Origin of the sequence: Metallosphaera javensis (ex Hofmann et al. 2022) (genome assembly GCF_022064045.1) — an archaeon.
Taxonomy (GTDB): domain Archaea; phylum Thermoproteota; class Thermoprotei_A; order Sulfolobales; family Sulfolobaceae; genus Metallosphaera; species Metallosphaera javensis.
In genome coordinates this window covers 80,797-104,486 of the sequence record NZ_JAKNCW010000002.1, presented here as the reverse complement: position 1 = coordinate 104,486, position 23,690 = coordinate 80,797, and the positions used below count along the sequence as shown (strand labels likewise).

The window sequence follows — 23,690 nt, the reverse complement described above, 5'->3', positions numbered from 1 at the left end:
ACACCAGGATTTTAAATGGGGGACCTTACACTTGTTTGGATACGCTTGATACTTGGAAGGGCCCTGGGCAAACAGTTGCTGGAGGCGGGAATAGACGACCTATACATCAAGGGACTGAGAAGACCTTTCCTGCAACATGTAGCCCTGAAGCTTGTCCTTTATGATTGGGGATTGAAGCGAGGGATTTACTATGGGAAAAAGATAGGTGAGGAGTATGGTATATCGTTCCTGAGTGGAAAGGGAATGGAGATGTCAACTGAGTCTCCCCATCCTCAGGGGGAGAAGTTCCCATTCCAGGCCCCCACTTTTCCGCTTTTCGTGATAGACCTGTCACTCTGGGACAGGCATTCTCAAGACGAAAAGAGGAAACTGGTGAACCAAATCCTGATGGTGATTTCAACCCTGAGAAAGTATCTCTGGGACTACAACCTGTCCCTCAACCACACCACGCAGGAATTTGAAGAGATGCTAAGGGATGTGGCCTTCTTCAACAAGGTTAGAAGAAACGCGGAGCCCGTAAATGCAATTGTCCTGGATCCATACGCGGAGAAGGAGGCGACAGAGGAAATTCTGAAGAGCGCGAGTACCTTCATACTGGGCGGAATTGTGGACGATTCTGGATGGAAATATGCAACTAGGGAGATGGCAGGAATTGCCGGATATCATCAGACGAGGGTGAAGATTACACTTCGTGGGTCCAGAGTTGGAGTGCCAGACAGGCTGAACAGAATAATCTCCATAGTGCTGAGGGTGAGGGAGGGGCAAAGTCTGGAGGATAGTATACTCGAAGAGCAGTCCAATGCCGACAAGTTCGCCCGTCTCCTCCGGGATACCACCTTGAACGGGGACCTGGAGGGAAATGCTCAATGGTTAAGGGCTGGGGAGAAACTCAAGGAGAGAGTGAAAAAGATCATCAGTCGAACTCGGCCTGGATCTTCTTCTTCCCTTCGATGAGGGACCTGGGAAAGGGAAAGTTCTTGACCTCCTCGAGAGTTATTCCCTTGGACTTAAGCTCTATCACTGCTTTCCTGAGGTCCTCCCTGTGAGTGGCGTATTTCACGGCATCCCTGATGGCGGTCAGGTCTGGATCCTGTGGCCTGAACCTCTCAGCACTTATCACATCCCATCTGTTTCCCTGTTGCCTGATGAAAACTACGTCCTGGAAATAGTCAGGGACCACGTGGTTAACCCCTGCAACGAAATATTCACGATATCTGTAAACTGAGAACATACAAACATCTTATAACCACGGTTAAAGAAATTTCTCCCATGAAGATAGACTACGTCATAAAGGCCATGGCTGAGCTCATAGATGATTACGAGACTGTCTATGTCGGTCTAAACTCCATTCCTGCCCTGCTTGGAGCTTTTCTGGCCAGAGATATGATGGATAAGGAGATAAGAATAATCGGAGTGGCAGAGGCTGATAACCCCAAAAGTATCCTCCTCTCGCCTTCCACGGGAGACCCCTTCTTCCTTGATGGAGCACCAGTGATGATCACTGCCGACTCCTTTGACCTAGCCCAGAAGGGAGAACTTGACGTCATGTTCCTAGGTCCCGCACAGATAGATCAAGAGACTAATGTGAACTTGTCTGCAATAGGAGACTACAGGAGACCATCGGTGAAACTTCCAGGAGGGGCAGCGACTGCATACCTGATGCCGCTGGCAAACAAGTTAATTCTGTGGAACCTGAAGCACTCCAAGAACACCCTAGTTAACAGGGTTGACTTCGTCACGGGAACTGCCAAGTATTCCAATAACAAGGTGTTCCTAGTGACCAATCTGGCGGTACTAAGGTTTGACAGGGAAAGAAAGAAGTGGATGGTTAAAGCAGTGATGCCGTGGGCCACGCCAGAGAACATAATCCAAAATACCGGCTTTCCCGTGGAGATAGAGTCCACTAGAATTGTTACGTTGTATTATGATGAAATAGAATACCTTGATATGCTTGATCCGAGCAATCTAAGAACTGCTCTGGAGTTTTAACTGGCTCAAGCTTCGCCCAACAATTTCATTATTGCCTCGTAATCGGCGTCGTACAGAGGATACATACTTGTGGGCTCTGCTCCGCGCGGGGCATGCACCACAGCATCCACGTAAATGGAATTTATTGTTGGCCTCCTTCCATAAAAGTAACTTTCGTCCACTATCTCCTCTGCCGTAATGATCACCGTCTTCGCTGCCTTGGCCTTGTACTCATCTTCATATAATGGTCCCAGGATTTCTGCGTTACCGTGCTCATCCGCCCTATTAACGTGAATTATCGCAACATCGGGGACAATGGCCTTAACCAAGAGAATCTCCTCTCCGGTGAACGGATCCTTTGAAACTTTCCAAGTTCCAACCTCTTCATGTATCTTAACTAGATCGCTACCTATAACTCCCTTAACAGGCATGAAGGGAAGACCGCTCGCTCCGGCCCTAATTCCGGCTATGAAGGCCCCACAGGTATCTTCGAGTAGTTCAATCTCCCCGTTCTCAACCTTTTTCCTGAAAGTGGGCAACATTCCGAACCATTCAAGGGTTGCCATGGCCACCCTGACCCTATTGACCACGTTATGTTTCAATAGTACCTCAAGGGCCACCCCTGGCTCCCTGTCAATAAACCCCAGTTCCTCGTATTCATACTCCACAAGGATATTCACGAACGCCATGGGATTCCTGTGAATGGAAATTCCGCTCATGGTAATGGTATCCCCTATCCTCACAAGGGACATGGCCTTCTCAAGGGAAACTAGCTTGGACATAACGGAATGTTCGGTATTTATTGTAATTAACTTTTCTAGATGAGTGATGGAGGTTGAAACTACCTGATCTTTTTGCTCTCCACGATCCAGAACCCATCCTTCAGGGCAAGCGAAACAACGTTAAATTTCACGAGGAATTTCAGGGCCTCTGAGGGCTTTACACCCCCAAATAACTTATCCCTGAACACCAGAAAGAACCTACCACCCCTTCTCGTAACCCTATGAGACTCCCTGACCACATCATAATCTAGTATCTCGTAAGCAATTACGTTGTCAAAAACTTCATCGCGAAAGGGAAAGGGATGGACTCCATGTATCAAGTCCCCTAACCCGGAACCCGATAGGCAGGCCACATGATTCTCAGCACACCAACCCACTCCCAGAGTTTTACCTTTAACCGCTATCTCTGGGAATTTTCCAGCCATCTGGTCAAATCTCACTATCCTGTCTCCGTTCACTATGACGGGATAAGCAGAGGACAGGAGGCCAATCTCGCCCCTCAACATATCACGACCCATAATCAGATCAGCATCTGGAAGAACTGACGACCTCCCCATACTGGCACTAACTTTTTCCACTGTTCCATCTACGGTTTCAATGTAAATGGCCCTCCACAAAGGTGCTATACTGTCCTTATCGTCCTTGAGAATGGCAAGCTTCACGGAGAAGGGATATGTTTCATCCAATAAATATTTTCGTCTAAACTAATTAGATGATCGTGTTCTTCAGTTCCTAGACGGAAACCAGTCCTACGAGAGTTAAGAAAGTTGCATTTCTTTCAATTCTGCAGATAGATCAGTTACGGAAACCATACCAACAATCTCGCCCTCGCTATTGGTCACGGGTAAATGTCTGATCTTCTTTTCAGCCATAAGCTTTGCAGCCTGTATTATATCAACTTCCTCGTTCACCGTTACCAAGTCACGCATAGTTGCTACTGTCCTTAACTCATCCATAGCTGAGGCGCCATTGGCTATAGCTCTTACTGCGTCCCTATCCGTGAATATCCCCTTAGGCTTCCCATTATCGGTTACAATAACCGATCCTACGCCCTTCTCCAGCATTAACTTGCAGGTTTCCTGAAGCGTGGTATTCGCTTCCACCTGAAATACGGGAGAACTCATTACATCTTTGACTCTCTTCATAGGTAATCATAGGTCCACAATGGAAATAAGCTTTGTTGAAGAGGATGACTCGATCAGTTTCGATTTAACTTATTGTTCCCAGTAGGCTTTCAACTCTATCTTCTTGGGCTCACCGTATTGTAACACGTCATCGATTACCTGTTTAAGGTATTCCTCAGACTGCACTCCCCTTATGAGCCACTTCTCATTCACAAGAAGAGCTGGAACTCCCTTAATTCCCATTGCTTTAGCTTCTTCCTCGTCCTGTATCACCGCAAGCTTAGCCTCTTTGGACTTGAAATCCCGCTTAAACCTGTTTATATCGAGACCTATCTGCTCGGCTATTGAGATCAGGACTTGATCATCATTTACGTTTTCTCCTTCCATAAAGAATTTCTCCTGAGCCAGTGTGAAGTATTCCCAATGACCCTCATCCCCCCGTTGGAATTCAGCGGCCTTACAGGCCATGAGGGGTGGCATGGACCAGATGTGACCTATTTTACCCTTTTCAATTACTTTCTTGGGATCGTAATCGGGGAAGTACCTAGTCAGTATGGAGAACTCGCTCTTGAATAGTTCTCTCGCGTCCTCAGGAGTGGGTGCTGCGGCTATTAGGTCATCAAGGGATGATATTATCATGAATGCCTTATGCTTAACGTGAACGTCCTTATACTCCGAAACCACCTTCTTTAACCTCTTGTTGGTAACGTAGCAAAAGGGGCACAACACGTCATGAAAGAATGTTATCTGCATCAAGTTACCTCTTTTACCCCTATTTGTCCACGCTTTTAAAACGATCGTACTAATCTAGAGAAAAAAACAAAAAACCAATTTAGATCTGAAGTCCTGCCAGGGAGGCCAATTCCTTGATTTTCTGGACATCCTCCATGATGTCCTTCAGCTCTCCTTGAAGTTCCTGCAACTGGGACATGCTGTTTATTATTTCCTCTAACTGCTTCCAGTAGTACTTCATGACAAGGTCTATCTGATACCTTTGCATCGTTATCATTCCCAGGAGGACGGCAAGCTTGGGCATGATGCCCTTGGAGACGAGGATCTTCTCGTGTTTGACTGAGATATCGTTCAAGTTGTCCAGTAGATCAAACAGATAGCCCCTGATCTCCTCAAGTTGCTTCTCTCCAGGCTTCACGAGTTCTTCCGCCATTATTTATCGAAAAAACTTAAATAAATGGGGCTTTAAGTCTTTCTCACTTTCCAAGTTACATCCACGTCGATACTTCTCATGAGGGTATCCTTAAGAGGACATCTCCGCATGGATAGCTCCATGACCTTCTCTATCCTTTCGTCATCAGAGTAAACCGTAAGATCGTACTTAACCTGTAGTAGCCCAGGGGGCACGTTGGGATCTCCCTGAAAACCCTTGGGATCCAGCATTCCCTCAATATAACCTTCGACTCCCTGAAGTTTAACCCCCATTTCCCTAGAGATGTAGTAGATGGTCAGTATCATACAGGAAAGCGCGGCCCCAAGCATTATCTCCTCCGGAGTAGGATCCTCCGATCCAATGAGACCTATCCTCAGCTCCACGTCCTTAACGCTCACCAGTGCAGTCTCTCCCTCCAGCTTAGCCTCAGCTGTGAAAGTGATCATGGTTTCACCTAATTGATCAACCCAAGGTCCCTGAATATAGCAGCCTCAGTTGCGAATCTCACGTAAAGTTTCGTTCGCTCCTGCTCTGAGAGGGTCCTTCCCAGTTGCCTCTCCATGTCATCTATCTGCTTGCTTATTACCACGCTTATGTTTGTCTCAATGGAAGGTTTGTTCACCTTGAACATAAGGTAGATATCCATGAGAAATTTGTACATTTCCTCGTCCATGTTAAGCAGATATTGACCCACCGCCGGGATTTGTTGGCCGTTAAAATCCACCATTCTTCCCTTAAAGTATGGCCTCCACGTCAGCATGTTGGACTTAACAAATTCCCAGGAGGGAGGAAATCCCCTGTACTCATCAACTGATGGAACGTTAACCACCTTGTACTCATTGCCATCTATCTCTATTATTGCCTCAACCTCTAGCTCAAGGTTTCCCACTTTCTCGATCAAAATTTCACTTGTAAGAGAGTAGACTTTCTCCCGTAAAGGTTTTTTCCTTTTGTCTGAAAATGATATCGGTGGAAAATATGCAAGCTCAGGTTTCAGATCCATGCGTGGAGGAGTGCTTCAAGCCAAAGGGAGAATGGAAATTCACGAATATATCGGAATGCCTTTCCAGATGTTCCTCGGTCAAAGTCACAAAGCCGTGATCCCATGAAAGTAAGGGAAGTAATGACTAGGGACCTGGTTAGGGTGGAGCCTGGAACCCCCTTAAGGGATGCAATAGCCCTTATGCTTGAGAGAAGGATAAGAAGGTTAGTCGTGGGGAAAAGTCAGGGTATAGTGACCATCAGGGATCTTGTGTACGGATGGATAGAAGGGGCTAGGGCTGTGGAGGACGTGATGAGCGGGGACCTCCTAATGATTTCCCCAGAGGCTGATACGAAACAGGCATGTAAAATAGTGACAGGAAAGGGTGTGGGGTCGCTCCTAGTGATAGAAAATGAGGATGTGGTTGGTATTGTCACGGAAAGGGACCTTCTCCGATCTCAGACTGTGAACGAAGAAGTTAAGGTGGGCGACGTAATGAAGGTAGATCCCCTGATCTCCGCCCCTGAGACCAAAGTGCTGGAGGTAATCAAGGCAATGAAGGAAAACTGGGAGAGGCACGCAGTAGTTGTGGAAGAGAGCCTTCCCGCTGGCGTCGTGTCAATACGTGATGTGGGCAGGGCTATCCTTGAGGGCAGGACCGGATCACCCGTCTCAGACATAATGAAGAGGCCAGTTTTCAGGACAACTCCAGACTCGTCCCTGGAGATTGCCAGAAAAATAATGGTCCAGGAAAACGTGGGATTTCTCCCAGTGGTGGACTCCAGAACCCTCCTTGGTAGCGTAGAGGAGAGGGAGATCCTAGCTGTAATTGCAATTTAACCCTATATTTTTAATAATGTTTCAAAAATTATATAACTTCCTGAACTTCTGGCTTATTCAATATTTCCTGAAAAGCCTTCTTCAGGTCCTCAGCGCTGAACCCAAATATCACAGGTTTCAGTTCAGCAAACGCTTTGTCTATAGCACTTGGTATATCGTTGACGTAAATCCCGCTAAGTCTGTCCTCAAGCTTCTCCAGAAAGTCCCTGGGGGACATAACGAAGAAGTCACCTGAGATGGAGACTTCCTGTAGCTTCTTCTCCACAAATTTCGCGGTAATCCTTACTAGTTTTCTAGCCTTGTAATCCAAGTGACATATGGCAACAGCTGAGGAGATCTTAACACATCTGTCTGTCCTCAGATCGGGGTGCCTCCTGTCCTTATAGTAAACCCATTCCTCGTTCCTCTTTTCGCTAGCCAGCTGTTCCCACCTCTCTATCTCTTCTGGCGTCAGCATAGAATCCTCGAACTTTATTCCAAGGTGATTTTCAAAGCTCTGCTTCAGTTTCTTATCAATCTCCTCCCTAGGCGGAACGTAACCCAGCTCACGCTCCAGAGAGGTTATCCATTCCGACATATCCTTCGCCATTTTATCCCTGAACTTTTCGGAGGGGACCTTGATACATTTGCTCATAAGGTCCGTGTCGGCTCTCATGAGTATGTTACCTGCTATGACCACGGCCTTACCGTGTGTCATTGCACCGTTCCCGCTGATCTTTCTGCCGTTAACCACTATATCCTGATCTCTCAATGAGGCGTTCAAACCGTAATCCCTGAGCACATCCACCACAGGGGTGAGGTACTTTTCATATAATGCCTTGGGGTCTGAGGGTGCCTCCTCCTGCCTCAACACAATGAAGTAGTCGTGCTCTCCCTGAGTTATAACAACCGTTCCTCCTCCCAGATCCCTTCTAACGACAGGTATCTTGTTCTTCAGGGTGAAATCAAGGTCTACCTCAAGCCAAACTTCCTGATGAACCCCAACGTTAACGAATGGTTCCTTAACTGAAAAAACCAGAAATGTGTTTTTCCCTCCCCTTGTAACATATTCAGCTACAGAAACGAATGACGTAACCATGTGATAGCCGTCCTGTGGAGGGAGGGAAATAAACCTCCACGACATTTCACAGCCTCTTGCAGGATATTTTCTCTGCTGTAACTAGCTCCTTTAATTTTTGAACTGCCTGAGCTCCCGTGTAGAGCTGTTTCAACTCCTCTGGATTGGCCACCTTCATCCTGACTAGCCAGCCGTTTCCGTAAGGATCCCTGTTTACAAGAACGGGGCTCTTCTCCACCTCTCCATTCACGTCAACAATCTCACCAGAGACTGGGGCTGGGACTGGGCCTGCCCACTTTCCGCTCTCCATGGTAGCCACAGGCTTTCCTTTCTCAACCTTGGTCCCCTTCTTCTTTATCCTGACCTTTACTACCTTACCTGCCATGGTCTGGGCTATGTCAGTTATGCCCACCAGAATGGTATCTGCAGATTCCTGCTTTGCCCACACGGTGTTTTTACCATCGATGTAATAGAGAAGGTTTTCCGGAATCTCACAATTCGATTCCACGACCATTTTATCACTGGTTTCCTAATTAGAGTATACTAAACTAAAAATCTTTCCAATAGAATAGATGAAATAAATGAAACGTGAGAAGAAGGGTTACGTGGTTCTTTTTGAATGTGGAGATGGAGTTGTGGAGACTCCAGGGAAGAGGTTTATGATAAGCAGTGGAACTTACGCCTACGTGGGGTCTTGCGGGATAAACTGTGTAAAAAGAATTGAAAGGCATCTGAGTGACAGCCTTGCGAGGAAAAGGTGGCACGTCGATTACCTGAAAAGCGTGTGCAAACCTCTAGCGGTAATTGTTCTCCCCCTACAAGAGGAGGAGCTGGCTAACCTCCTATCCAACCCTGTGAAGGGTTTTGGGTCATCCGACTGCAGAAAACATGAGGGACACCTGTTCAGGATAGAGGGGTCAAGCTTACTCAGCCTTATTGCACAATCCAATATCTGAAACGTAAACAATATCCCTTCCCTCCAACTTGAAGGACTTTATTGTCAGCTTTACGCCCCTATCCAGGGCCTCCCAGAAAGCCTCAGAAAACGAGGGATCTGTGTCCTTGTTGGGAAGGAAACATGTTGCAGGTCTCATTACCAGGATCATTAACATGGCATCGTGTCCCTCTTCCCTCAACTTGATTAATTCCCTAAGGTGCCTTTCTCCCCTTCTTGTGGGGGCGTCTGGAAACAGGGCAATCCCGTTCCTCACAAGTGAACAGCCCTTTACCTCCACCCACGTGTCGTTAAAGTGAAAGTCAAGCCTGCTGTGGCCAACCCTTACCTCGCTTTCCGCGTCAGGAGGAAGGAATCTTCTTGCGATGACAGGATGAAATCGGCTGTCAATTATGACCCACTCGCCATCCCAACCTGCTAGGACTGAACATGAGGTCTTAATCCCTCTGGTTTCCCTTACAAGTACCCTGTTACCAGGATATACTAGCTCCTTAAGTCTCCCTGGATCGTGAAGATGGCAGATTAATCTTGACTGCATCTTGACCATGAACCTGTTTGACCTAGCCTCGACCCTTTCCTCCCAAATTCTTCCTTCAACGCTGACTACGGTGAGCATTTTACCCTGTGCACCATCCTAGTATTGATGATGAGTTTGCCGAGTGTGGAGCGATGACCTGAAAACTAAGGCTGAGCCAGATACCTCACGAAACGCTTCATCCACTCCTTGGCCACGTTGTAGTCCTCTATGTAAATGTTCTCGTTAAAGGAATGGATGTTTGATCCCGGATGCTCCACCCCAACCCCGTCTGCTATCTGGTTATTTCCCAGAATCCTTGCAAAGGACTCCATGGGACCGGTACCGTAGCTGTTGGGGATAACCTCTGGTTCAACCCCGTACACCTCCTTAGCTGAGTCCATCAGGGATCTGGCAATCCTGCTGTTAATTGAAGTTCTGTAAGGTCTCACCTTACTCCATACCTTGATATCCACTCCCTTAAGATGAGTCTGAAGTATCTTCAGGATTTCCTCTGGGTCTTGGTCGGGGACAAGCCTGAAGTCCAGCTTTGCCATAGCGTAGGATGGAATAACGGTCTTGGAACCCTCACCTGTATATCCAGAGTAAAGGCCGGCGACGTTACATGTGGGTTCCTCAACTAGCTTCCTCTGGAAGTCCTCAGGAAGCTCCTGACCCAAGGCATCTTCCATGGACTTCTTGTTTCCCTTCAGGTACCTCCTCTCCTCTTCCGTGAGCCATCTAACCTTGTCGTAAAAACCAGGAAGGTTAACCTTGTCACCGCTCTTCAGGGAGGAGAGGATTTTAATTAGTTCCCACGCTGGATTCTTCGCCACAGGGGCATACATGGAGTGGAGATCCTTTTGGGTTTTGACTGAAATCTCCACATACAGCAGGCCCTTTACTCCCAGTACTATCTCTGGAGCACCGCTGGATCCCTTTCCAGCCCCTTCCCAGAGAACGTAATCCGACCTTAGCAGATCCCGGTGATCGTTAAGGAAGGAGTCTATGTTGGGACTGCCTATCTCCTCCTCCCCCTCGTAGATGAACTTAACATTGATAGGTGGTTTACCCATTTCCACCAATGCCTGCAGTCTGGCCATAAGGGAGCCCTTATCGTCTCCTACCCCGCGTCCTATCAATTTCCCGTCCCTTACTACTGGATCAAAGGGGTCGCTGTTCCACTTGTCTAGGGGTTCAGCTGGCTGTACGTCATAGTGATTGTAGATCAGTAGTGTTCTGTTGGCACCAACGTTTATCTCCCCATACACGTAAGGGTTTCTGGACTTGTGCCTGATCAGTCTTGCCTCAATTCCGTGAGCTTCCATGTAATCCCTTATGAACTTGGCTCCCTCCTCTCCTTTTCCCTTAGCTGAAGTGGTGTCTATCCTCGCAAACTCAATTAGGTCCTGAATTGAGTTCATGTTTTTTAAATGACAGTTCCATTAAATAAGCCATGATAAAGTACGCCGAATACGTAAGGCACTCTATGACGGAGCCCCTTCTCCTCATTTACGTTTATAAGAAGGTTGAGGACGGGAAGGTTATCTCAACCTTCAGGGTGAACGTATACAAGAACATGGCAGTGGCAATATATGAGGATGATAAACTGCAGGGTGGCGAGGTGGTTGACGTTTTCCCAGGAACCACGGAACATATACTCAGGGTTGTGGAGAAGTACTATCAGAAGGAGATCGATGACCTAGTGATTTTTGGAGAAAAGAGCTACGTTGATAATTTTCTGGACAAAGCAGAGGAGAGGCTTGGTTAGAGGGCCATTCTACCGAACTTAGTCCTCAGGAAGATACCCACAAGCAGGAAAAAGATTCCGAAGCCCAGTATCACGGGAACCACAGACTTCCATGGACCAAATTCGTTGAGATACGCAGAGAGAATCAGGGTCATAATAAAGAATGCGACCAGTGGTGTAACAACTGCAAACCAGGTGAATGTATCCCATCTCTTTTCAGATGCCATAATGGTATTTTTAGATAGTACGTTATAAAGTTTTAATACTATTTTCTTTCTAAAACAGCCTTAATTGCCTGGTAGAGCTCGCGGTCCTTCAGCTCAAGGGACTTCAGGGAAGGTGGCATTAATCCCTTACTCTTCACTCCCCTAACCACGGATCTGATCCACGTCTCGTACACTTTTCCTCCGCTCTTGTAATAGAACTCTTTCAATTTCTCTACCGCGTCGTCTTCGGGTAGCTTCTTCACGTTGACTAGATACCTTGAGCCTACGTAAAGGATAAACCTTTTCCTGCAGTCCGTTAGTCCCTTCTCCAGTACCTTGTCTATCCAGTCCATGGAGGTGCTTCTGGGTCTGGGAGGGAAGAGCCCATCAACCTCGAAGAGGAACTGCCCCGTTTCGTCATAAACCCTGGAGATTCCTCCTTCGTACTCCGACTTTCCAGCGGGGCTTCCGTCTGGATAGTGTAACAGACTGGTGAACTTAGCCTCCCTTGACAATCTGACTCTCTCCTCCAGTCATTTTGATCCTGATGGCACAGAAGGAACAGATCTCCCTATCACTGTTAGTAGGTTTTCCACAGATCTTACACTTCCCCAAGTTGAACTTTGGGAGATCCTCGAAGAAGGGCCTTATCTTGGTCTCGAAGTTTTCCACAAGCCTTGCCATGAAACCTGGTATCTCATCCTCAGCATTCTCTATTACTCTCCTGAGCTTGTCTGAGGTTGGGCCTCCAACCCTGGGATTATTGGGACAGGAATCCATAATGAAGGGAATGCCATTAACTAGGGCGTAAGTAGTGGTTTCCTTCTCAGAGACCAGGAAAAGCGGTTTTATCTTCCTTATATATCCGTTCTCTGCAGGAGAGACAGCCCTCAGTCTGGCCAAGTTGTGCAGATCGCCAGAGTGATAACCTGAAAGAACGAACACCGCCATATCGTTCAGGTTATGGCCAGTAGCCAGAACATCTGCCCCCAGCTCCTGGGCAACTTCCTCTAGTACGTATCTCTTGACGAGCCCGCAAGTGCTACATACTGGCCTCTTGATTCTTGCCTTCGCGTCGTCAATGGTAAACCTATACTGTTCCCTGAGGGAGACAACTCTATATTTGATCCCTAACTTCTCAAAGTTCTTCACAGCGAACTCTGTACTTAGAGACGAGTATCTAGTACCCCTGTCAATTCCCAGGTCTATATTCACCCCAACAACCTCGAATCCCATTTTTCCTGATAACTTGGTGAGCACGTGGAGCAGTGTTGTGCTGTCCTTACCTCCTGACACTGCGACCGCTACCTTCTCATTTTCATGTATCATCCCGTAATCCCTTATGATCTTCTTAACCCTACCCTCTAACCACTCCGTAAAATGCGTGGAGCAAAGAGTGAGATTGGCCGAGGTTACTCTGATTATAGCCTTAGAGCCACACTTCTTGCAGTACACACGTATAAATGTTTTTAAAGGGATTATTAAATAGAGTGCGGAATGGAGATACTGGCCGAACTGCATCCCAAGCGTAAAATCGACAAGCTTAAGAAGGAGATATCCTCCTTGGAAGCTTTTGATGGCTTTGATATACCAGACGCACCTCTTGGAGAACCTTCAGTCATGCCCTTGGCTGTGGGCGTACTGGCCAGAGAGCAACTGAATGAAGGGAAAAGGATTATCCTGAACCAGAGGCTAGCAGACGTCAATGAATTATTCGTCAGGTCACTCTCCATAACTGCTCGACTCTTCAATTTTGATATAGCCTTCACAAAGGGAGACAAACCCAAGTTTGGGAAGGAAGTGGATCAGGTTTCAACTGATAGGGCAATAGAAATCTCTAGAAGTTATGGAGTTAAGTCTGGCGGAATGTTAAGCTTGAGGAAGAGCAGGGAAGAGATATTTTCCAGGCTGGATATGCCAGCGGATTTCTTTCTTGGACTCTATTTTGGCGGAGTGAGCTCCTTAGAAGGGTTACCCCTGGAGAAGATTATCCCCTATGTCATCATTAGAACAGAGAAGAACAGGGAAATCCTAAAGGCTCTACCCCAACCAGCATTTGACGCTGAAAGCGTTAATACCGTGATAGAGGAACTTTCGGGAATAGGAGTAAAAAGCGTGCTCTTGTCTTCTCCTGGGGATCCAGACTCGCTTCAGAGAATGATAAAGAAAATCTAGCTTAGAACAGCTGGGTCCCGCAACTCATGCAATATCTAGCTGTACTGGGGTTAGGCGTCCCGCAGGATGGACAGTACTTCTGTTGAGGTTGTGAGTATTGGGGTTGTGAGTAGGGCTGATTGGGTTGTTGAGGTTGATATGGAGTTGGGGGATACGAAGGTTGATTTTGCGGATATTGATAGGGGTTTGGCTGAGAATAGGGTTGATATATGGGGTTCCCAGCTCCCTGAGACATAGAATACGCTAAGTTCTCCACTTCCTTAATGATATCCTTCTCGAGTTTCAGATCGTATAGCTCCTCAATGCCCTCCACCACAGCAAGCGGAGTGAATACAAGGGCCGCTATAACGTCCTCCGTTACGTCAGCAGCCTTTAGCCAGTCAGCTAGTCCTACATCCACGTTTAAAAATCCTTGACCGCCCATGAGTCTGACGGTAAAGGCCCTATCCGCACCGAAAATCGTTCTCAGGAAGCCAACCTTCTTAGCCTGAACCACATAGCTTGAGCCCATCCCTAGGACTTGCGTCTGATAATGCTTTTTTGATCTAAACCAGTTCTCCAGCTGATATGCTATCTGTTGAGGGTTTACGTAAACTCCCTGGATTGTCTTCTGCATTACCTATCTAGGAATTTAGTCAAACTAAAAACTTTTTGATGATATTTCTTGGGTAGAGGAGGGACATTCAATGCAGAAAACAAGAGTGTTAGGTCGTCTCCATTAGCGAAAATACTTAATAGGTTTATTGTATCTACAATATTACCATGACATGGAAATGTACAGGATGTGGAACTGAGAACCCTGATGATGCAATGTACTGCACCACTTGCGGACTAAAGAGACCAGATGAGTCAGTAGGGGCCCAATCGGCTCCACAGGAAACCGTTGAAAATGCTGGATCGGGTGCACAACCAACTGAACAACAGGAACAGGCGGTTCAACAACTAAATCAGTCCGTTGAAGCACAGGCTCAAACACAGGAGCAACAAGCCCAACAGACTGAAGTACAGACCGTAACGACCCAGGAGAATCAGGCTCAAACTACCACAACATCTCAGCAGAGCGAGGTCACCGAAACGCCCACCGCACAAGAAGGTAAATACTACATTCAGTTCATTGCAACTCCGGTCTCGGCTCTAAACAAGACTAAGGTTCCGCTGGATTTTGACGTTTTCGAAAATATTTCCCTGGGAAGAAGTCCTGAAAATGTGCTAATGATTCCCGATAGTGAAATTTCTAGAAGACATGCAATTCTATCCAAGGAGGGTGATACGCTTTACATAGAGGATCTGAACAGCACCAATGGCACGTACATTTATGACGGAAAGGTATTTCAGGCTGTAAAGGGTAAGGCCCAACTTCCTAAAAACGCCGTAGTGAAACTGGGCAACAATACCATTATCAAGATTGTGAGAGAATGAGTTCCTGGCCCCAAGAGAGGAGGGATAGTCTCCTCGAACTTGTGAGAAAATCTAGAGAAGCTTTCTCCTCAATGAAACCTCTCTTGAGGGTTGGGGATAGGTCAAGAGTTGCTTTTGTTGGGGATACGCACGGGGCCTACATGGTTACGAAGTATGTTTTTGAGAATTTCTCAGACTACGACGCCATAGTCTTTCTAGGGGATTACGTTGATAGGGAGCCCTACGGACTGGAGAACCTAGAGATAATTCTCTCCCGTTTCCTAGAGAACAAGGACAAGGTAATTGTCCTCAGGGGTAACCATGAGAGCCCACTCACCAATGAATATTATGGATTTAGGGCGGAGGTAAGGGAGAAACTGGGAGATGAAAACTACAAGGAGTTCGTGGATCTCTTCTCCGAAATGCCCTACGCTGCTATAGTGAACGATTACCTTTGTGTTCATGGAGGGATAGCAAGGAACTTGAAGAGCTTACAACAGATAGAGGAGCTCAAGAAACCTGACATAATACCAGAGGACGAAATAGCCTTCGAGATTTTATGGAACGATCCTAGGGAGGAACTTGACGGTTTCGTCCCCAATATCCGGGGTGAAGGAACGTTCTTCTACGGTAAGGATGTGACTCTTGAATTCCTTAAGGAAAACTCACTTAAGGGGATAATCAGGGGGCACGAGGTGGCTGACGGCTTCAGGTCTGAGATAGATGAAAGGGTTATTACAGTGTTTTCCAGTAGATACCATAAGATGCGTGCAGGGATCTTACTTCAGGACCAAGGTAAGTTCAACATGGTTTACTTGGACGAGGAGTTCCTTCTGAATGGTGATAAATCATGACCCTATCCATGAAGGTGGAAGTTAGTCACAGGTATTCATTTAACAGCGATCTGAAAATGGCCTTTAAAATCTTACTAGTTCCAGAAAAGATCTCAACTGCAACAGGATTTCACTACATTGTTCTTTTGGATACCAGCGGATCCATGGATGGCCTTAAGATAGAGAGCGCCAAGAAGGGTGCTATAGAACTATTAAAGAGAATACCTCAGGGTAACAAGGTATCATTTATCACCTTTTCCAGCAGGGTTAACATTGTGAGGGAGTTCGCTGATCCTGAGGATCTCACGGCTGAGATTACTGGCTTATCCGCTGGAGGTCAAACTGCCTTCTTCACAGCTCTTCTCACTGCTTTCAATCTTCACAACAAGCACGGGATACCAAGTTATGTGATATTGCTAACGGATGGGAATCCCACAGACGACACTAACGTGGAGACATATAAGAGACTGGCTATACCAAACGGAGTCCAGACCATATCCTTCGGACTTGGGGACGATTATAACGAAACCATACTGAAGTCCCTAGCTGACAGATCAGGTGGAGTCTTTTATCATGTAAATGATGCCATGGAGATCCCGGAGAAGCTTCCCAAGGCTGCCAAAACCAAGATCGCCGCAAAGAACGTGACGGTGGATATAGTTGCCGAGTCCAGCGTGAAATTGCTCAATTATTCAGGCCCGCCGGTTCAGCTTAATGCTGTTGAGGGAGTTGTCAAGATACTTGGAGAGGCTGTAGTTCCGCCTAACTACAGTGGAAACTTCATGACGGTGAAGGCGAATTACGAGGAGCCAGTTGACGGAAGAAAGCAGGCTCTGTTAAGCGTGGTTACCATTAAGCCAGCAGATAGTCAAGCTACCTTCGTGAGTGGAGTAAATAAGGACGTTCTGCTGGAGTACGAGTACTTTAACAATCTCCAGAAGATATCCAGTGAGGTTCAGGCAGGAAACCTGGTGGAGGCAACCAGGACGCTCAAGAGGATGGAGGAGATAGCCGGTCAGACCAGGAAAATAGAGTTAATGGAAACTACACGAAGACTGTCAGATAGTCTGGAGACCACGAAAAGGTCTGGTAACGCCACGGAGCAGACCAGAAAACTATCGAAGGAAGTCTCCAGTGAGGTCACAAGAAAGCTCAGGGGAGAGAGCTAGCCATCAAGAAGTCTATGTCAATAATCTTAGCCTTAACTTTTTCTGAAACCTTCACGTTCTTCACAATTGCTGGTAATTTCTTGGCATGAATACCCCAATCATCCAAGAATTTCTGTAACTGAATCATGACTTCTTTACTGCTTTTGCCCAAGGCCGGTATATCGTGAAGAATTAACATGCGCTCTGGATTGACTCTCCTGCCCAGAATAACTAGCTCTCCTCTCATCCACTTATCAGATTTGAGGACTCTAGGTACTATGGTGAGGGTATTCATGTCGCTCAAACTTCCAAGTCTACCGTCACTTGAGGACGAGACTTCTATTTTGTAACCAGGCTGAATTCTTTTCCCCGGTAGAACTGATTCCCTGAGCAGAATAAGCTCCCTTAACGTCCTTCCATCCCAGTCCAGTGCAACTATCTTTGGCCTTTCTTCGCCGTATTCCGGAACCAACTGCCTTGTGGTTGTTAGATATTTCGTTTGGGGAGTTAGCAGAGAATTAATCCTCACTCCGAAAAGTCTCATGTGTATAAGTTATACAAAGAAGTTAATTTGTTAGTTATTAAATTTCACTTAAATCTGTCCAAAATATCAAGTGAGAAATTAAAATGCTTAAACATTACCATGAATCTCATTCAGGATAAGATTAACATAAGATAAAATGATGTGGGAGACACTTTACATTTACGATAACTATAATTATCTTTTGTCCTTAAATCATGAAAACTTTTTAGCACAAGGACAACTTAGAGATGTTCTAAAAGATTTAGAACGTTTAGATTTTTCAAGTGAATTTATTAACTCAGAAATTTACCTCAGCCTCATGTTTGATCAGTTAAGCGATCAACTGAAAAGGGCACTGGCTGACATTAATTACCAGCGTCCCACAAAGGTACAGGAAATAACCATCCCAGTATTCATGAATGGGGAGAGCGTAATAGTTCAGGCCAAAACTGGTTCAGGGAAGACGGCCTCTTATCTGATACCTGTGCTAGAGAGATATCACGATACGCTCATATTGGTTCCCACACGGGAGCTAGCGGAACAGGTCGCATACGAGGCCAAGAGGCTTGGAAAATACAAGAGGACCTCCGTAGGAGTTATCATAGGCGGAGTTGGCTATGACAGGCAAGAAAGGGAGTCCAATAGCGAGATCATAGTGGGAACTCCAGGGAGGATCCTTGATCTATGGGGTAGAGGAACGTTAGACCTTTCCAGGTTCAAGCTGGCCATTGTGGACGAGGTTGACAGAATGCTCGATATGGGGTTCATAGATGACGTTAGGATGATACTTTCTAAGACCAGCGCAGAGAACTTCGGCTTCTTCTCCGCTACTGTACCCCCAGAGGTAAAGGAACTGGCTGAGGAGTTCTCCCCTAAAGCAAGGTTCCTTAAGGTTGACGAATATAAACCGGTGGAGATAGACCACGAATTTTATCCGGTACGCGATAACTGGAACGAGAAGGTTACCAAGCTTCTCAAGGACGTGAACGGGAAGGCTATCGTTTTCACCAACACAAAGGCTAGGGCAGAGGCACTTTATGACAGAATCTCCGACAGAGTTAGCACGTCTCTTCTTCACGGTGACATGTCTCAAGGTTCAAGAAGGAGAAATCTCATGAACTTTAAGAGAGGTCAAAGCGATGTTCTCATTTCCACAGACTTAGCTGCTAGGGGGATAGATGTGATTGACGTTGAACAGGTGATCAACTTTGACCTGCCCAGGGACGTTGAAACCTATATTCATAGGGTTGGAAGGACAGGAAGAATGGGAAGGAAAGGGCGAGCAATATCATACTATACGAGAAGAGAGGAGGAAATGGTTCAAAGAATAAGAGGGGTTATCAAATCAACTATCATTTCTCAATAGATTCAAAATAAAGGATAAAATTTATTAACATGCGTTATTTTCATCTTTTTTCATTAAACTGTCTCGAACCCATGTTTAAGCCGTCTATCACGAGGAATAAACTTGCCTTCTATTGTAAGAGATATAATTTGTCATACAATAAGATTGACAATGATAGTTTCCCTTTAGATTATAAAATTTATAAGCGCGAGAACGCTGTAGTATCTGAGATATCGTATGAACAAATATTATTTGGCAATGGGAATCGCATTCTTGATTGATATAATAATATACTCTTTATTTCCGGTTTTTAATAATTCTCTTCCCTCGATAGGCGGATTAACGACGTTCTACTCTTACCAGATAATCCTTCTGATTGTGTCAACAATACTTTTTGCGGGAGTTGTACTTGCAGTGAAAGAGAACGGAGGTAGGTGAAGAGAATGGCATTTGGAAATATAGATGGAGTTACCCTTGGGGTATTCATTGTCCTATTTGCCATTTTTGCCTTCCTCGGTTTTTGGGCGTCCAGATGGAGGAGAGGGGATCTATCCAAAATTGATGAATGGGGGCTTGGAGGAAGGAGACTAGGCTGGTTACTGGTATGGTTCCTGATGGGAGCTGATCTGTTCACTGCCTATACCTTCATTGCTGTGCCTTCCAGCATGTTGGCTATAGGATCATTGTACTTCTTTGCTGTGCCATACGTGGCCTGGGGGTTTGCAGTTGCACTTTTGACCATGCCGAGATTATGGACAGTTTCCAGAAACAAGGGGTACGTCACTGCTTCCGATTTCGTTAAGGACAGGTTCGATAGCAGATGGCTCGCCATTGCAGTAGCTTTGACCGGGATAGTTGCTGAACTACCTTATATTGCATTGCAGATAGTTGGTATGCAGGCTGTACTTGCATCTCTACTAGCAGGTCTAACTGGGGTGGTATCTAAGACCATATCAGACGTTGCCCTGATAATAGCATTCATCATCCTCGCCTCATTTACGTTCACCAGCGGATTGAGGGGAGCTGCAATTACTGGAGTCTTTAAGGATATTCTAATCTGGATTACAGTGCTTGCAGTAATAATTATTGTACCACTAAGTTACGGCGGGTTTGCCAGCGCGTTCCATAATGCAGCCACACAATCTGCTACTGTGAACCTGGCACTGAATCATGCTAAGGGACCCATAAACTACGGAGCCCTGTCGCCTAAACTGATCCCAGCGTATTTCTCGCTATCTCTAGGATCAGCACTTGCACTTTACCTCTACCCACACGCCATCAATGGTTCGCTTAGCTCCGAGGATAAGGGGAAGCTCAAGCTGGGTACTGCCCTATTGCCGATTTACGGTATTGGATTAGCCTTGCTAGCTCTTTTCGGCATCCTAGTGTACGCCGTGCCAAACGCCCTAAATGCGGTGATCAAGCTAGGCGCAGGTACCTTCGTGGTTCCTTCACTCATAGCATATACAATGCCTGACTGGTTTGTGGGACTAGCTTACCTCGCGATTTTCATTGGAGGACTTGTTCCAGCGGCAATCATGGCCATTGGTGTCGCTAACCTTCTAGTGAGGAATGTGATAAAGGAATTCAAATCTCTGGAACCTAAAACGGAGGCAACTCTGGCTAAGGTCGTTTCAACAGTGTTTAAGTTCGTGGCTTTAGGTTTCGTATTCGCTGTTCCTGCGACCTACGCAATCCAGCTTCAGCTACTCGGTGGAATCCTGGTAACCCAAACCCTACCATCCGTGTTCTTAGGGCTCTATACCAGAAATCTAAATGGAAAGGCCACCCTAGTGGGATGGGCAGCGGGGATTCTATCAGCATTGGCACTAGTTATAGAGGCAAACGCTAAGTTCGGAGCAATCAAGACCAGCCTTTATGCAACTCCTCTAGGTCCACTTTACATAGCCATTCTAGCTCTGTTAATAAATCTCGCCGTAACACTGATAGGGTCTGGAATAGCCTACGGGATGGGATGGAGACCAACCCAGAAGATAAAGGAAGAGGAAATAACCAAGGAAATGTAAACTTAAAGGGAATCATTTATTTTTCTTACTTCCGTAACTCCTTTTTCTGTGAGTGAGTAATAGACCTCCTTCTTTATCAACCCCTTAACGCTTCTAGAGATGAGACCCTCTAATTCCATGGGTCTCAAAACACCAAGTAAGTCATCCTCATCTATTCTCAGCTCCCTCGCAATCCTCCCTAACTTCGCCTCCCCATGACTATATAGAAAGAGCAGGACCTGATCCCTGAAACTCATATATCCCCTTTTATGTGAGGAAGTTAAATGCTAAAATTTAATGTAGATCCACTACCACCTTGAAGGGAGCTGGAGTCCGGACTTTAATAACAACCAAATAAACTTGTTCTGCTACTTTATCTAGTGGAGCTTAAAGTAGAGATTCCTGAGGATGTGATTTTTCCACCACTTCCAGAACTTTCCTTTATTTGTTCAGGAAGAATCACAGACTCCAAATGCTCAGGTCCCTCCATATTCCGCGATCAGGACTTCATAACCGCCACAGCTTCGGATCTCATTGCGTCCATGAGCATATCAGGGTTGATTAGGTCGAGACTGAGAGGGAGGAAAAGGGAAAGATGGCTCAACTACATGACCAAATACGGAATAGAGATTGAACCCAGAGAATTCACAGCTGTACTGAAGACAGGCTCGCTGGTCACCATCTACGCGGATGGACTTGACTTTGAGGATGTGGCGGGCAATACAATCTTCAAGGAGTTCAGGGTAACGGGATGGGAAACATGTATAACGTGATCGAGAAGTTGACGGAGATCGAGCCCAGACTGATGATAGCTGAGACTAGGGGAAATTTATGGTTCTTAGTAAGTGCCTTCAAGTTGATAAGTATGGACCAGGGTATAAGGAAGGTTTTGGAGAAGTTAATTAATGTCACCAGGGCTGACTGCGACGAAATAACACAGATTAAGAATGGAAGAATCTGCCTTAAGAGAACGAGTTAGTGTAATGGATTGGAGCAATGGGAGACGGTCAGGTATCATATCTTCAAAACGTACTGGAGCTATTTTGAAAAAGGTTTAAATGTGAAACTGGGTTAACTCATGTGATGGCTAAGGGGAAAAAGAAGAATAACGAGAAGGAGAGCAGACTCATTTACATACCTTTCATAGCACTGTTGCTGGTCATAGCCCTATTCATAGGACTTAGCTTCAGGCCCAGCGTATCAACATCTGCCCCAAGCGCATTCACCAACTTCGTTAAGGTTTCATCCACGGATTATGCCCCTAACGGAACAACCCAGGTGTATCTAATTAGCTGGTACGGTTGTCCCTACGGAGCTACCCTGTCGTGGCCCCTATACATTGCCCTGAGTAATTACGGAAATCTTACGGTTATGCCGCACTACTCAGTAGCGGAGCCTGACATAGGAAATGGTGCACCTATTCCAGGACTTCTGTTTCAGGGGTTCACGCCTGACTCTAATGTTCAGTTTCACGCTATCTATATTTACAATCAATATCTTAATGCAACTCCCTCAGGAGAACCCGTCAACAACGGTGACAGAGTCCAAGTGGGACTGAACGAGCTGAGTAGCATGACCCCAAGCTGGGTTGTTAACCTTGTGGAACAGTATCAGCTTAACCAGACTCAGGTGGTTTACGACGGGCATCAGGTTCCCATAGCTCTGGGAAGCAGTGAGCCCCACCTGGTCACAACCCTGATAATATCAGGGCCAGGAGGTACGTGGATCATGCTGGGGTATCCCAAATCCTTACCGCCTGGGGAGCTGGTGAGCATTAGCACAAACTCAACCCAGCTTCTCAGTGAAATAGAGAGTGGCCACGTTCCATCTCAAATAGAGTCCACGGCACAGCAGATTCTACAGATTATACAGAAGGCCTCAGGATCTTGACGAAATCTGACTCTTTCTCCATCCTGAACTTCTTTATCCAACTCAAGTAGTCCAGTCTCTCTAGAGATGGAACCTTCTGATCCGTCAATACTATGAATTTCTCGGAATTTAGGCCATATTTCTCAACCAGGCTGTTTATGCTATCCACATTGTAAAGGATTGGTCCCACTTCAACCTCATGATACTGTGCCTGTCTCAGTAACTGAGAGAAGGTCTCATTACTGTTCCATGCCTCCATTATGGATATGTTACCCACAAGCTTGTTCCTGGGGTAGACGAAGAGAGGTAGTATCACTACGTCAGCACTGGGAGAAGTAGTAACCTTGGGGGATATCATGGACTTAATCACGGAGAAGAGCCTGATCATATAGGTTCTTCCAAGATCTGCATCATATTCCTTGTCCTTATCGTACTTCTCGTGAAAGTTCTTGTTTAACCAGATGAATGAATCCACTATCTCGCTTTCCCTCGACGATACGAAATCAAGTATCTGAACCGATGAAGCCTTCGCCAATGCGGAGTTAGTATTCACTGATTGTCCAGCTAGTGCTGGGGTAAGAAGTAAAACCTTTCTCCCTGAAATTTCATTTGCTATTTCCCCTATCTTGAACGCGTCCTGCTCCAGAGACGCCAGAGGATTAGCCGCTATTCCCACCTTCATCCCACCTTCCCTGGTCATGGAGTAAAAGGTAAACCTGAAATGATCAATTTCCTCAGCGGTTGGGTACCAAGTTTTGTAGGTCTTCATTCCCTCGTCCTTTATTTCGTTAACCTCCTCTAGTATTCTCTCAAAAGCCTCATGAGTATCCTTGAACTCATCGTCCAGCCTGCCATATGGGACAAAAATGGGTTCCCCGATCCTAGGGAAGAGATACCTGAAGCCGTAGAGTCTGGCTACCTCAGGAATCCCTGAGTCAATCAGCGTCTTTATGGCTTTCTTCATCACGGGATTAAGATGGTCAATATGAAGGATGTTCTTCTCCTCCCTCTTCCTGAAAATTGACATAAACTAGATTAATGTTCATAGTT

At 46.1% G+C, this 23,690-nt stretch carries 33 protein-coding genes; 14 read left to right on the top strand and 19 right to left on the bottom strand.

The window, feature by feature from the left end; genetic code table 11:
• The first annotated feature begins 45 nt into the window (after positions 1–45).
• Complete coding sequence (trm10, locus tag L3N51_RS02380) at positions 46–954, top strand: tRNA (adenine(9)-N1)-methyltransferase Trm10 (RefSeq protein ID WP_238025214.1); 909 nt, start codon at positions 46–48, stop codon at positions 952–954.
• Here the strand turns inward: trm10 and L3N51_RS02375 are convergent.
• Complete coding sequence (locus L3N51_RS02375; RefSeq protein WP_238025213.1) at positions 914–1,231, bottom strand: hypothetical protein; 318 nt, start codon at positions 1,229–1,231, stop codon at positions 914–916. The genes trm10 and L3N51_RS02375 overlap by 41 nt on opposite strands.
• Positions 1,232–1,260: 29 nt before the next feature.
• On the opposite strand from L3N51_RS02375, the gene L3N51_RS02370 reads away from it, so the two are divergent.
• A complete protein-coding gene (locus tag L3N51_RS02370) occupies positions 1,261–1,989 on the top strand; it encodes a CoA-transferase subunit beta (RefSeq protein WP_425597999.1) in 729 nt (242 codons plus the stop codon).
• Between the two features lie 5 nt (positions 1,990–1,994).
• On the opposite strand, the gene L3N51_RS02365 is transcribed toward L3N51_RS02370, so the two are convergent.
• From L3N51_RS02365 to L3N51_RS02335, 7 genes are all read right to left on the bottom strand, one after another.
• A complete protein-coding gene (locus tag L3N51_RS02365) occupies positions 1,995–2,750 on the bottom strand; it encodes a CoA transferase subunit A (protein ID WP_238025211.1) in 756 nt (251 codons plus the stop codon).
• 59 nt (positions 2,751–2,809) lie between these two features.
• Complete coding sequence (locus L3N51_RS02360; protein ID WP_238025210.1) at positions 2,810–3,412, bottom strand: class I SAM-dependent methyltransferase; 603 nt, start codon at positions 3,410–3,412, stop codon at positions 2,810–2,812.
• 96 nt (positions 3,413–3,508) lie between these two features.
• Positions 3,509–3,895, bottom strand: a complete 387-nt coding sequence (locus L3N51_RS02355) for a CBS domain-containing protein (protein WP_238025209.1) — start codon at positions 3,893–3,895, stop codon at positions 3,509–3,511.
• Positions 3,896–3,964: 69 nt separating this feature from the next.
• The gene (locus L3N51_RS02350) at positions 3,965–4,627 is read right to left on the bottom strand and encodes a DsbA family oxidoreductase (RefSeq protein ID WP_238025208.1); all 663 of its coding nucleotides are present in this window, start codon (positions 4,625–4,627) and stop codon (positions 3,965–3,967) included.
• Between the two features lie 79 nt (positions 4,628–4,706).
• Positions 4,707–5,039, bottom strand: a complete 333-nt coding sequence (locus tag L3N51_RS02345) for a hypothetical protein (protein ID WP_238025207.1) — start codon at positions 5,037–5,039, stop codon at positions 4,707–4,709.
• A 32-nt stretch (positions 5,040–5,071) separates the two neighbouring features.
• Positions 5,072–5,485 (bottom strand): OsmC family protein, encoded by a 414-nt coding sequence (locus tag L3N51_RS02340; RefSeq protein ID WP_238025206.1) that lies wholly within the window; start codon positions 5,483–5,485, stop codon positions 5,072–5,074.
• A gap of 8 nt (positions 5,486–5,493) precedes the next feature.
• Positions 5,494–5,940: a hypothetical protein gene (locus L3N51_RS02335; protein WP_238025205.1), complete on the bottom strand. Its 447-nt coding sequence runs from the start codon at positions 5,938–5,940 to the stop codon at positions 5,494–5,496.
• Positions 5,941–6,144: 204 nt separating this feature from the next.
• On the opposite strand from L3N51_RS02335, the gene L3N51_RS02330 reads away from it, so the two are divergent.
• Positions 6,145–6,861, top strand: coding sequence for a CBS domain-containing protein (locus L3N51_RS02330; protein ID WP_238025204.1), 717 nt, complete (start codon positions 6,145–6,147; stop codon positions 6,859–6,861).
• Positions 6,862–6,889: 28 nt separating this feature from the next.
• Here L3N51_RS02330 and L3N51_RS02325 read toward each other — a convergent pair whose 3' ends face one another.
• Positions 6,890–7,984 carry a lipoate--protein ligase family protein gene (locus L3N51_RS02325; RefSeq protein ID WP_238025203.1) on the bottom strand — a complete coding sequence of 365 codons (1,095 nt, stop codon included), beginning with the start codon at positions 7,982–7,984 and terminating at the stop codon, positions 6,890–6,892.
• 1 nt (position 7,985) lies between these two features.
• Positions 7,986–8,432: a glycine cleavage system protein H gene (locus L3N51_RS02320; protein ID WP_238025202.1), complete on the bottom strand. Its 447-nt coding sequence runs from the start codon at positions 8,430–8,432 to the stop codon at positions 7,986–7,988.
• Positions 8,433–8,499: 67 nt separating this feature from the next.
• On the opposite strand from L3N51_RS02320, the gene L3N51_RS02315 reads away from it, so the two are divergent.
• Positions 8,500–8,874, top strand: a complete 375-nt coding sequence (locus tag L3N51_RS02315) for a GIY-YIG nuclease family protein (RefSeq protein WP_238025201.1) — start codon at positions 8,500–8,502, stop codon at positions 8,872–8,874.
• Here the strand turns inward: L3N51_RS02315 and L3N51_RS02310 are convergent.
• Positions 8,842–9,489 (bottom strand): DNA/RNA nuclease SfsA, encoded by a 648-nt coding sequence (locus L3N51_RS02310; RefSeq protein ID WP_238025200.1) that lies wholly within the window; start codon positions 9,487–9,489, stop codon positions 8,842–8,844. The genes L3N51_RS02315 and L3N51_RS02310 overlap by 33 nt on opposite strands.
• A 65-nt stretch (positions 9,490–9,554) precedes the next feature.
• The gene (locus L3N51_RS02305) at positions 9,555–10,811 is read right to left on the bottom strand and encodes a M20/M25/M40 family metallo-hydrolase (RefSeq protein ID WP_238025199.1); all 1,257 of its coding nucleotides are present in this window, start codon (positions 10,809–10,811) and stop codon (positions 9,555–9,557) included.
• Positions 10,812–10,843: 32 nt separating this feature from the next.
• On the opposite strand from L3N51_RS02305, the gene L3N51_RS02300 reads away from it, so the two are divergent.
• On the top strand, positions 10,844–11,158 hold the full coding sequence (locus L3N51_RS02300) for a hypothetical protein (protein WP_238025198.1): 315 nt from the start codon (positions 10,844–10,846) through the stop codon (positions 11,156–11,158).
• Here L3N51_RS02300 and L3N51_RS02295 read toward each other — a convergent pair.
• The 3 genes from L3N51_RS02295 to L3N51_RS02285 are packed head-to-tail and all read right to left on the bottom strand — an operon-like array spanning position 11,155 to position 12,798.
• The gene (locus L3N51_RS02295) at positions 11,155–11,364 is read right to left on the bottom strand and encodes a dolichyl-diphosphooligosaccharide--protein glycosyltransferase subunit 2 (protein ID WP_238025197.1); all 210 of its coding nucleotides are present in this window, start codon (positions 11,362–11,364) and stop codon (positions 11,155–11,157) included. The two genes, L3N51_RS02300 and L3N51_RS02295, sit on opposite strands and share 4 nt — an antisense overlap.
• A 38-nt stretch (positions 11,365–11,402) precedes the next feature.
• A complete protein-coding gene (priX, locus tag L3N51_RS02290) occupies positions 11,403–11,858 on the bottom strand; it encodes a DNA primase noncatalytic subunit PriX (protein ID WP_238025196.1) in 456 nt (151 codons plus the stop codon).
• Positions 11,842–12,798, bottom strand: a complete 957-nt coding sequence (locus L3N51_RS02285; RefSeq protein WP_238025195.1) for a tRNA lysidine(34) synthetase — start codon at positions 12,796–12,798, stop codon at positions 11,842–11,844. Before L3N51_RS02285 ends, priX begins: the two co-directional genes overlap by 17 nt.
• Positions 12,799–12,840: 42 nt before the next feature.
• On the opposite strand from L3N51_RS02285, the gene L3N51_RS02280 reads away from it, so the two are divergent.
• A complete protein-coding gene (locus tag L3N51_RS02280) occupies positions 12,841–13,518 on the top strand; it encodes a hypothetical protein (RefSeq protein ID WP_238025194.1) in 678 nt (225 codons plus the stop codon).
• A 1-nt stretch (position 13,519) separates the two neighbouring features.
• On the opposite strand, the gene L3N51_RS02275 is transcribed toward L3N51_RS02280, so the two are convergent.
• The gene (locus L3N51_RS02275; protein WP_238025193.1) at positions 13,520–14,134 is read right to left on the bottom strand and encodes a zinc ribbon domain-containing protein; all 615 of its coding nucleotides are present in this window, start codon (positions 14,132–14,134) and stop codon (positions 13,520–13,522) included.
• A 146-nt stretch (positions 14,135–14,280) separates the two neighbouring features.
• On the opposite strand from L3N51_RS02275, the gene L3N51_RS02270 reads away from it, so the two are divergent.
• From L3N51_RS02270 to L3N51_RS02260, 3 genes are read left to right on the top strand one after another with little or no spacing between them, the layout of a single operon-like run.
• Complete coding sequence (locus L3N51_RS02270; protein ID WP_238025192.1) at positions 14,281–14,937, top strand: FHA domain-containing protein; 657 nt, start codon at positions 14,281–14,283, stop codon at positions 14,935–14,937.
• Positions 14,934–15,770: a metallophosphoesterase gene (locus L3N51_RS02265; protein WP_238025191.1), complete on the top strand. Its 837-nt coding sequence runs from the start codon at positions 14,934–14,936 to the stop codon at positions 15,768–15,770. Before L3N51_RS02270 ends, L3N51_RS02265 begins: the two co-directional genes overlap by 4 nt.
• Positions 15,767–16,918: a VWA domain-containing protein gene (locus L3N51_RS02260; RefSeq protein WP_238025190.1), complete on the top strand. Its 1,152-nt coding sequence runs from the start codon at positions 15,767–15,769 to the stop codon at positions 16,916–16,918. Before L3N51_RS02265 ends, L3N51_RS02260 begins: the two co-directional genes overlap by 4 nt.
• Here L3N51_RS02260 and L3N51_RS02255 read toward each other — a convergent pair.
• A complete protein-coding gene (locus L3N51_RS02255; RefSeq protein ID WP_238025189.1) occupies positions 16,902–17,441 on the bottom strand; it encodes a hypothetical protein in 540 nt (179 codons plus the stop codon). The two genes, L3N51_RS02260 and L3N51_RS02255, sit on opposite strands and share 17 nt — an antisense overlap.
• Before the next feature lie 298 nt (positions 17,442–17,739).
• Between L3N51_RS02255 and L3N51_RS02250 the strand changes: the two genes are divergently transcribed.
• Positions 17,740–18,786 carry a DEAD/DEAH box helicase gene (locus L3N51_RS02250; RefSeq protein ID WP_238025188.1) on the top strand — a complete coding sequence of 349 codons (1,047 nt, stop codon included), beginning with the start codon at positions 17,740–17,742 and terminating at the stop codon, positions 18,784–18,786.
• 422 nt (positions 18,787–19,208) lie between these two features.
• Positions 19,209–20,792 (top strand): sodium:solute symporter family protein, encoded by a 1,584-nt coding sequence (locus L3N51_RS02240; protein ID WP_238025186.1) that lies wholly within the window; start codon positions 19,209–19,211, stop codon positions 20,790–20,792.
• A 2-nt stretch (positions 20,793–20,794) separates the two neighbouring features.
• Here the strand turns inward: L3N51_RS02240 and L3N51_RS02235 are convergent, their stop codons facing one another.
• A complete protein-coding gene (locus tag L3N51_RS02235; protein WP_238025185.1) occupies positions 20,795–21,028 on the bottom strand; it encodes a MarR family winged helix-turn-helix transcriptional regulator in 234 nt (77 codons plus the stop codon).
• Between the two features lie 123 nt (positions 21,029–21,151).
• Here L3N51_RS02235 and L3N51_RS02230 point away from each other — a divergent pair, with 123 nt between their 5' ends.
• From L3N51_RS02230 to L3N51_RS02220, 3 genes are all read left to right on the top strand, one after another.
• Positions 21,152–21,544: a hypothetical protein gene (locus L3N51_RS02230; protein ID WP_238025180.1), complete on the top strand. Its 393-nt coding sequence runs from the start codon at positions 21,152–21,154 to the stop codon at positions 21,542–21,544.
• Positions 21,523–21,750 (top strand): hypothetical protein, encoded by a 228-nt coding sequence (locus L3N51_RS02225; protein WP_238025171.1) that lies wholly within the window; start codon positions 21,523–21,525, stop codon positions 21,748–21,750. The genes L3N51_RS02230 and L3N51_RS02225 overlap by 22 nt, the downstream gene beginning before the upstream one ends.
• Before the next feature lie 104 nt (positions 21,751–21,854).
• A complete protein-coding gene (locus L3N51_RS02220) occupies positions 21,855–22,661 on the top strand; it encodes a DUF929 domain-containing protein (protein WP_238025162.1) in 807 nt (268 codons plus the stop codon).
• Here L3N51_RS02220 and L3N51_RS02215 read toward each other — a convergent pair.
• Entirely contained in the window at positions 22,636–23,667 is a 1,032-nt protein-coding gene (locus L3N51_RS02215) for a hypothetical protein (RefSeq protein WP_238025150.1), read from the bottom strand. The two genes, L3N51_RS02220 and L3N51_RS02215, sit on opposite strands and share 26 nt — an antisense overlap.
• Between the last annotated feature and the right edge of the window lie 23 nt (positions 23,668–23,690).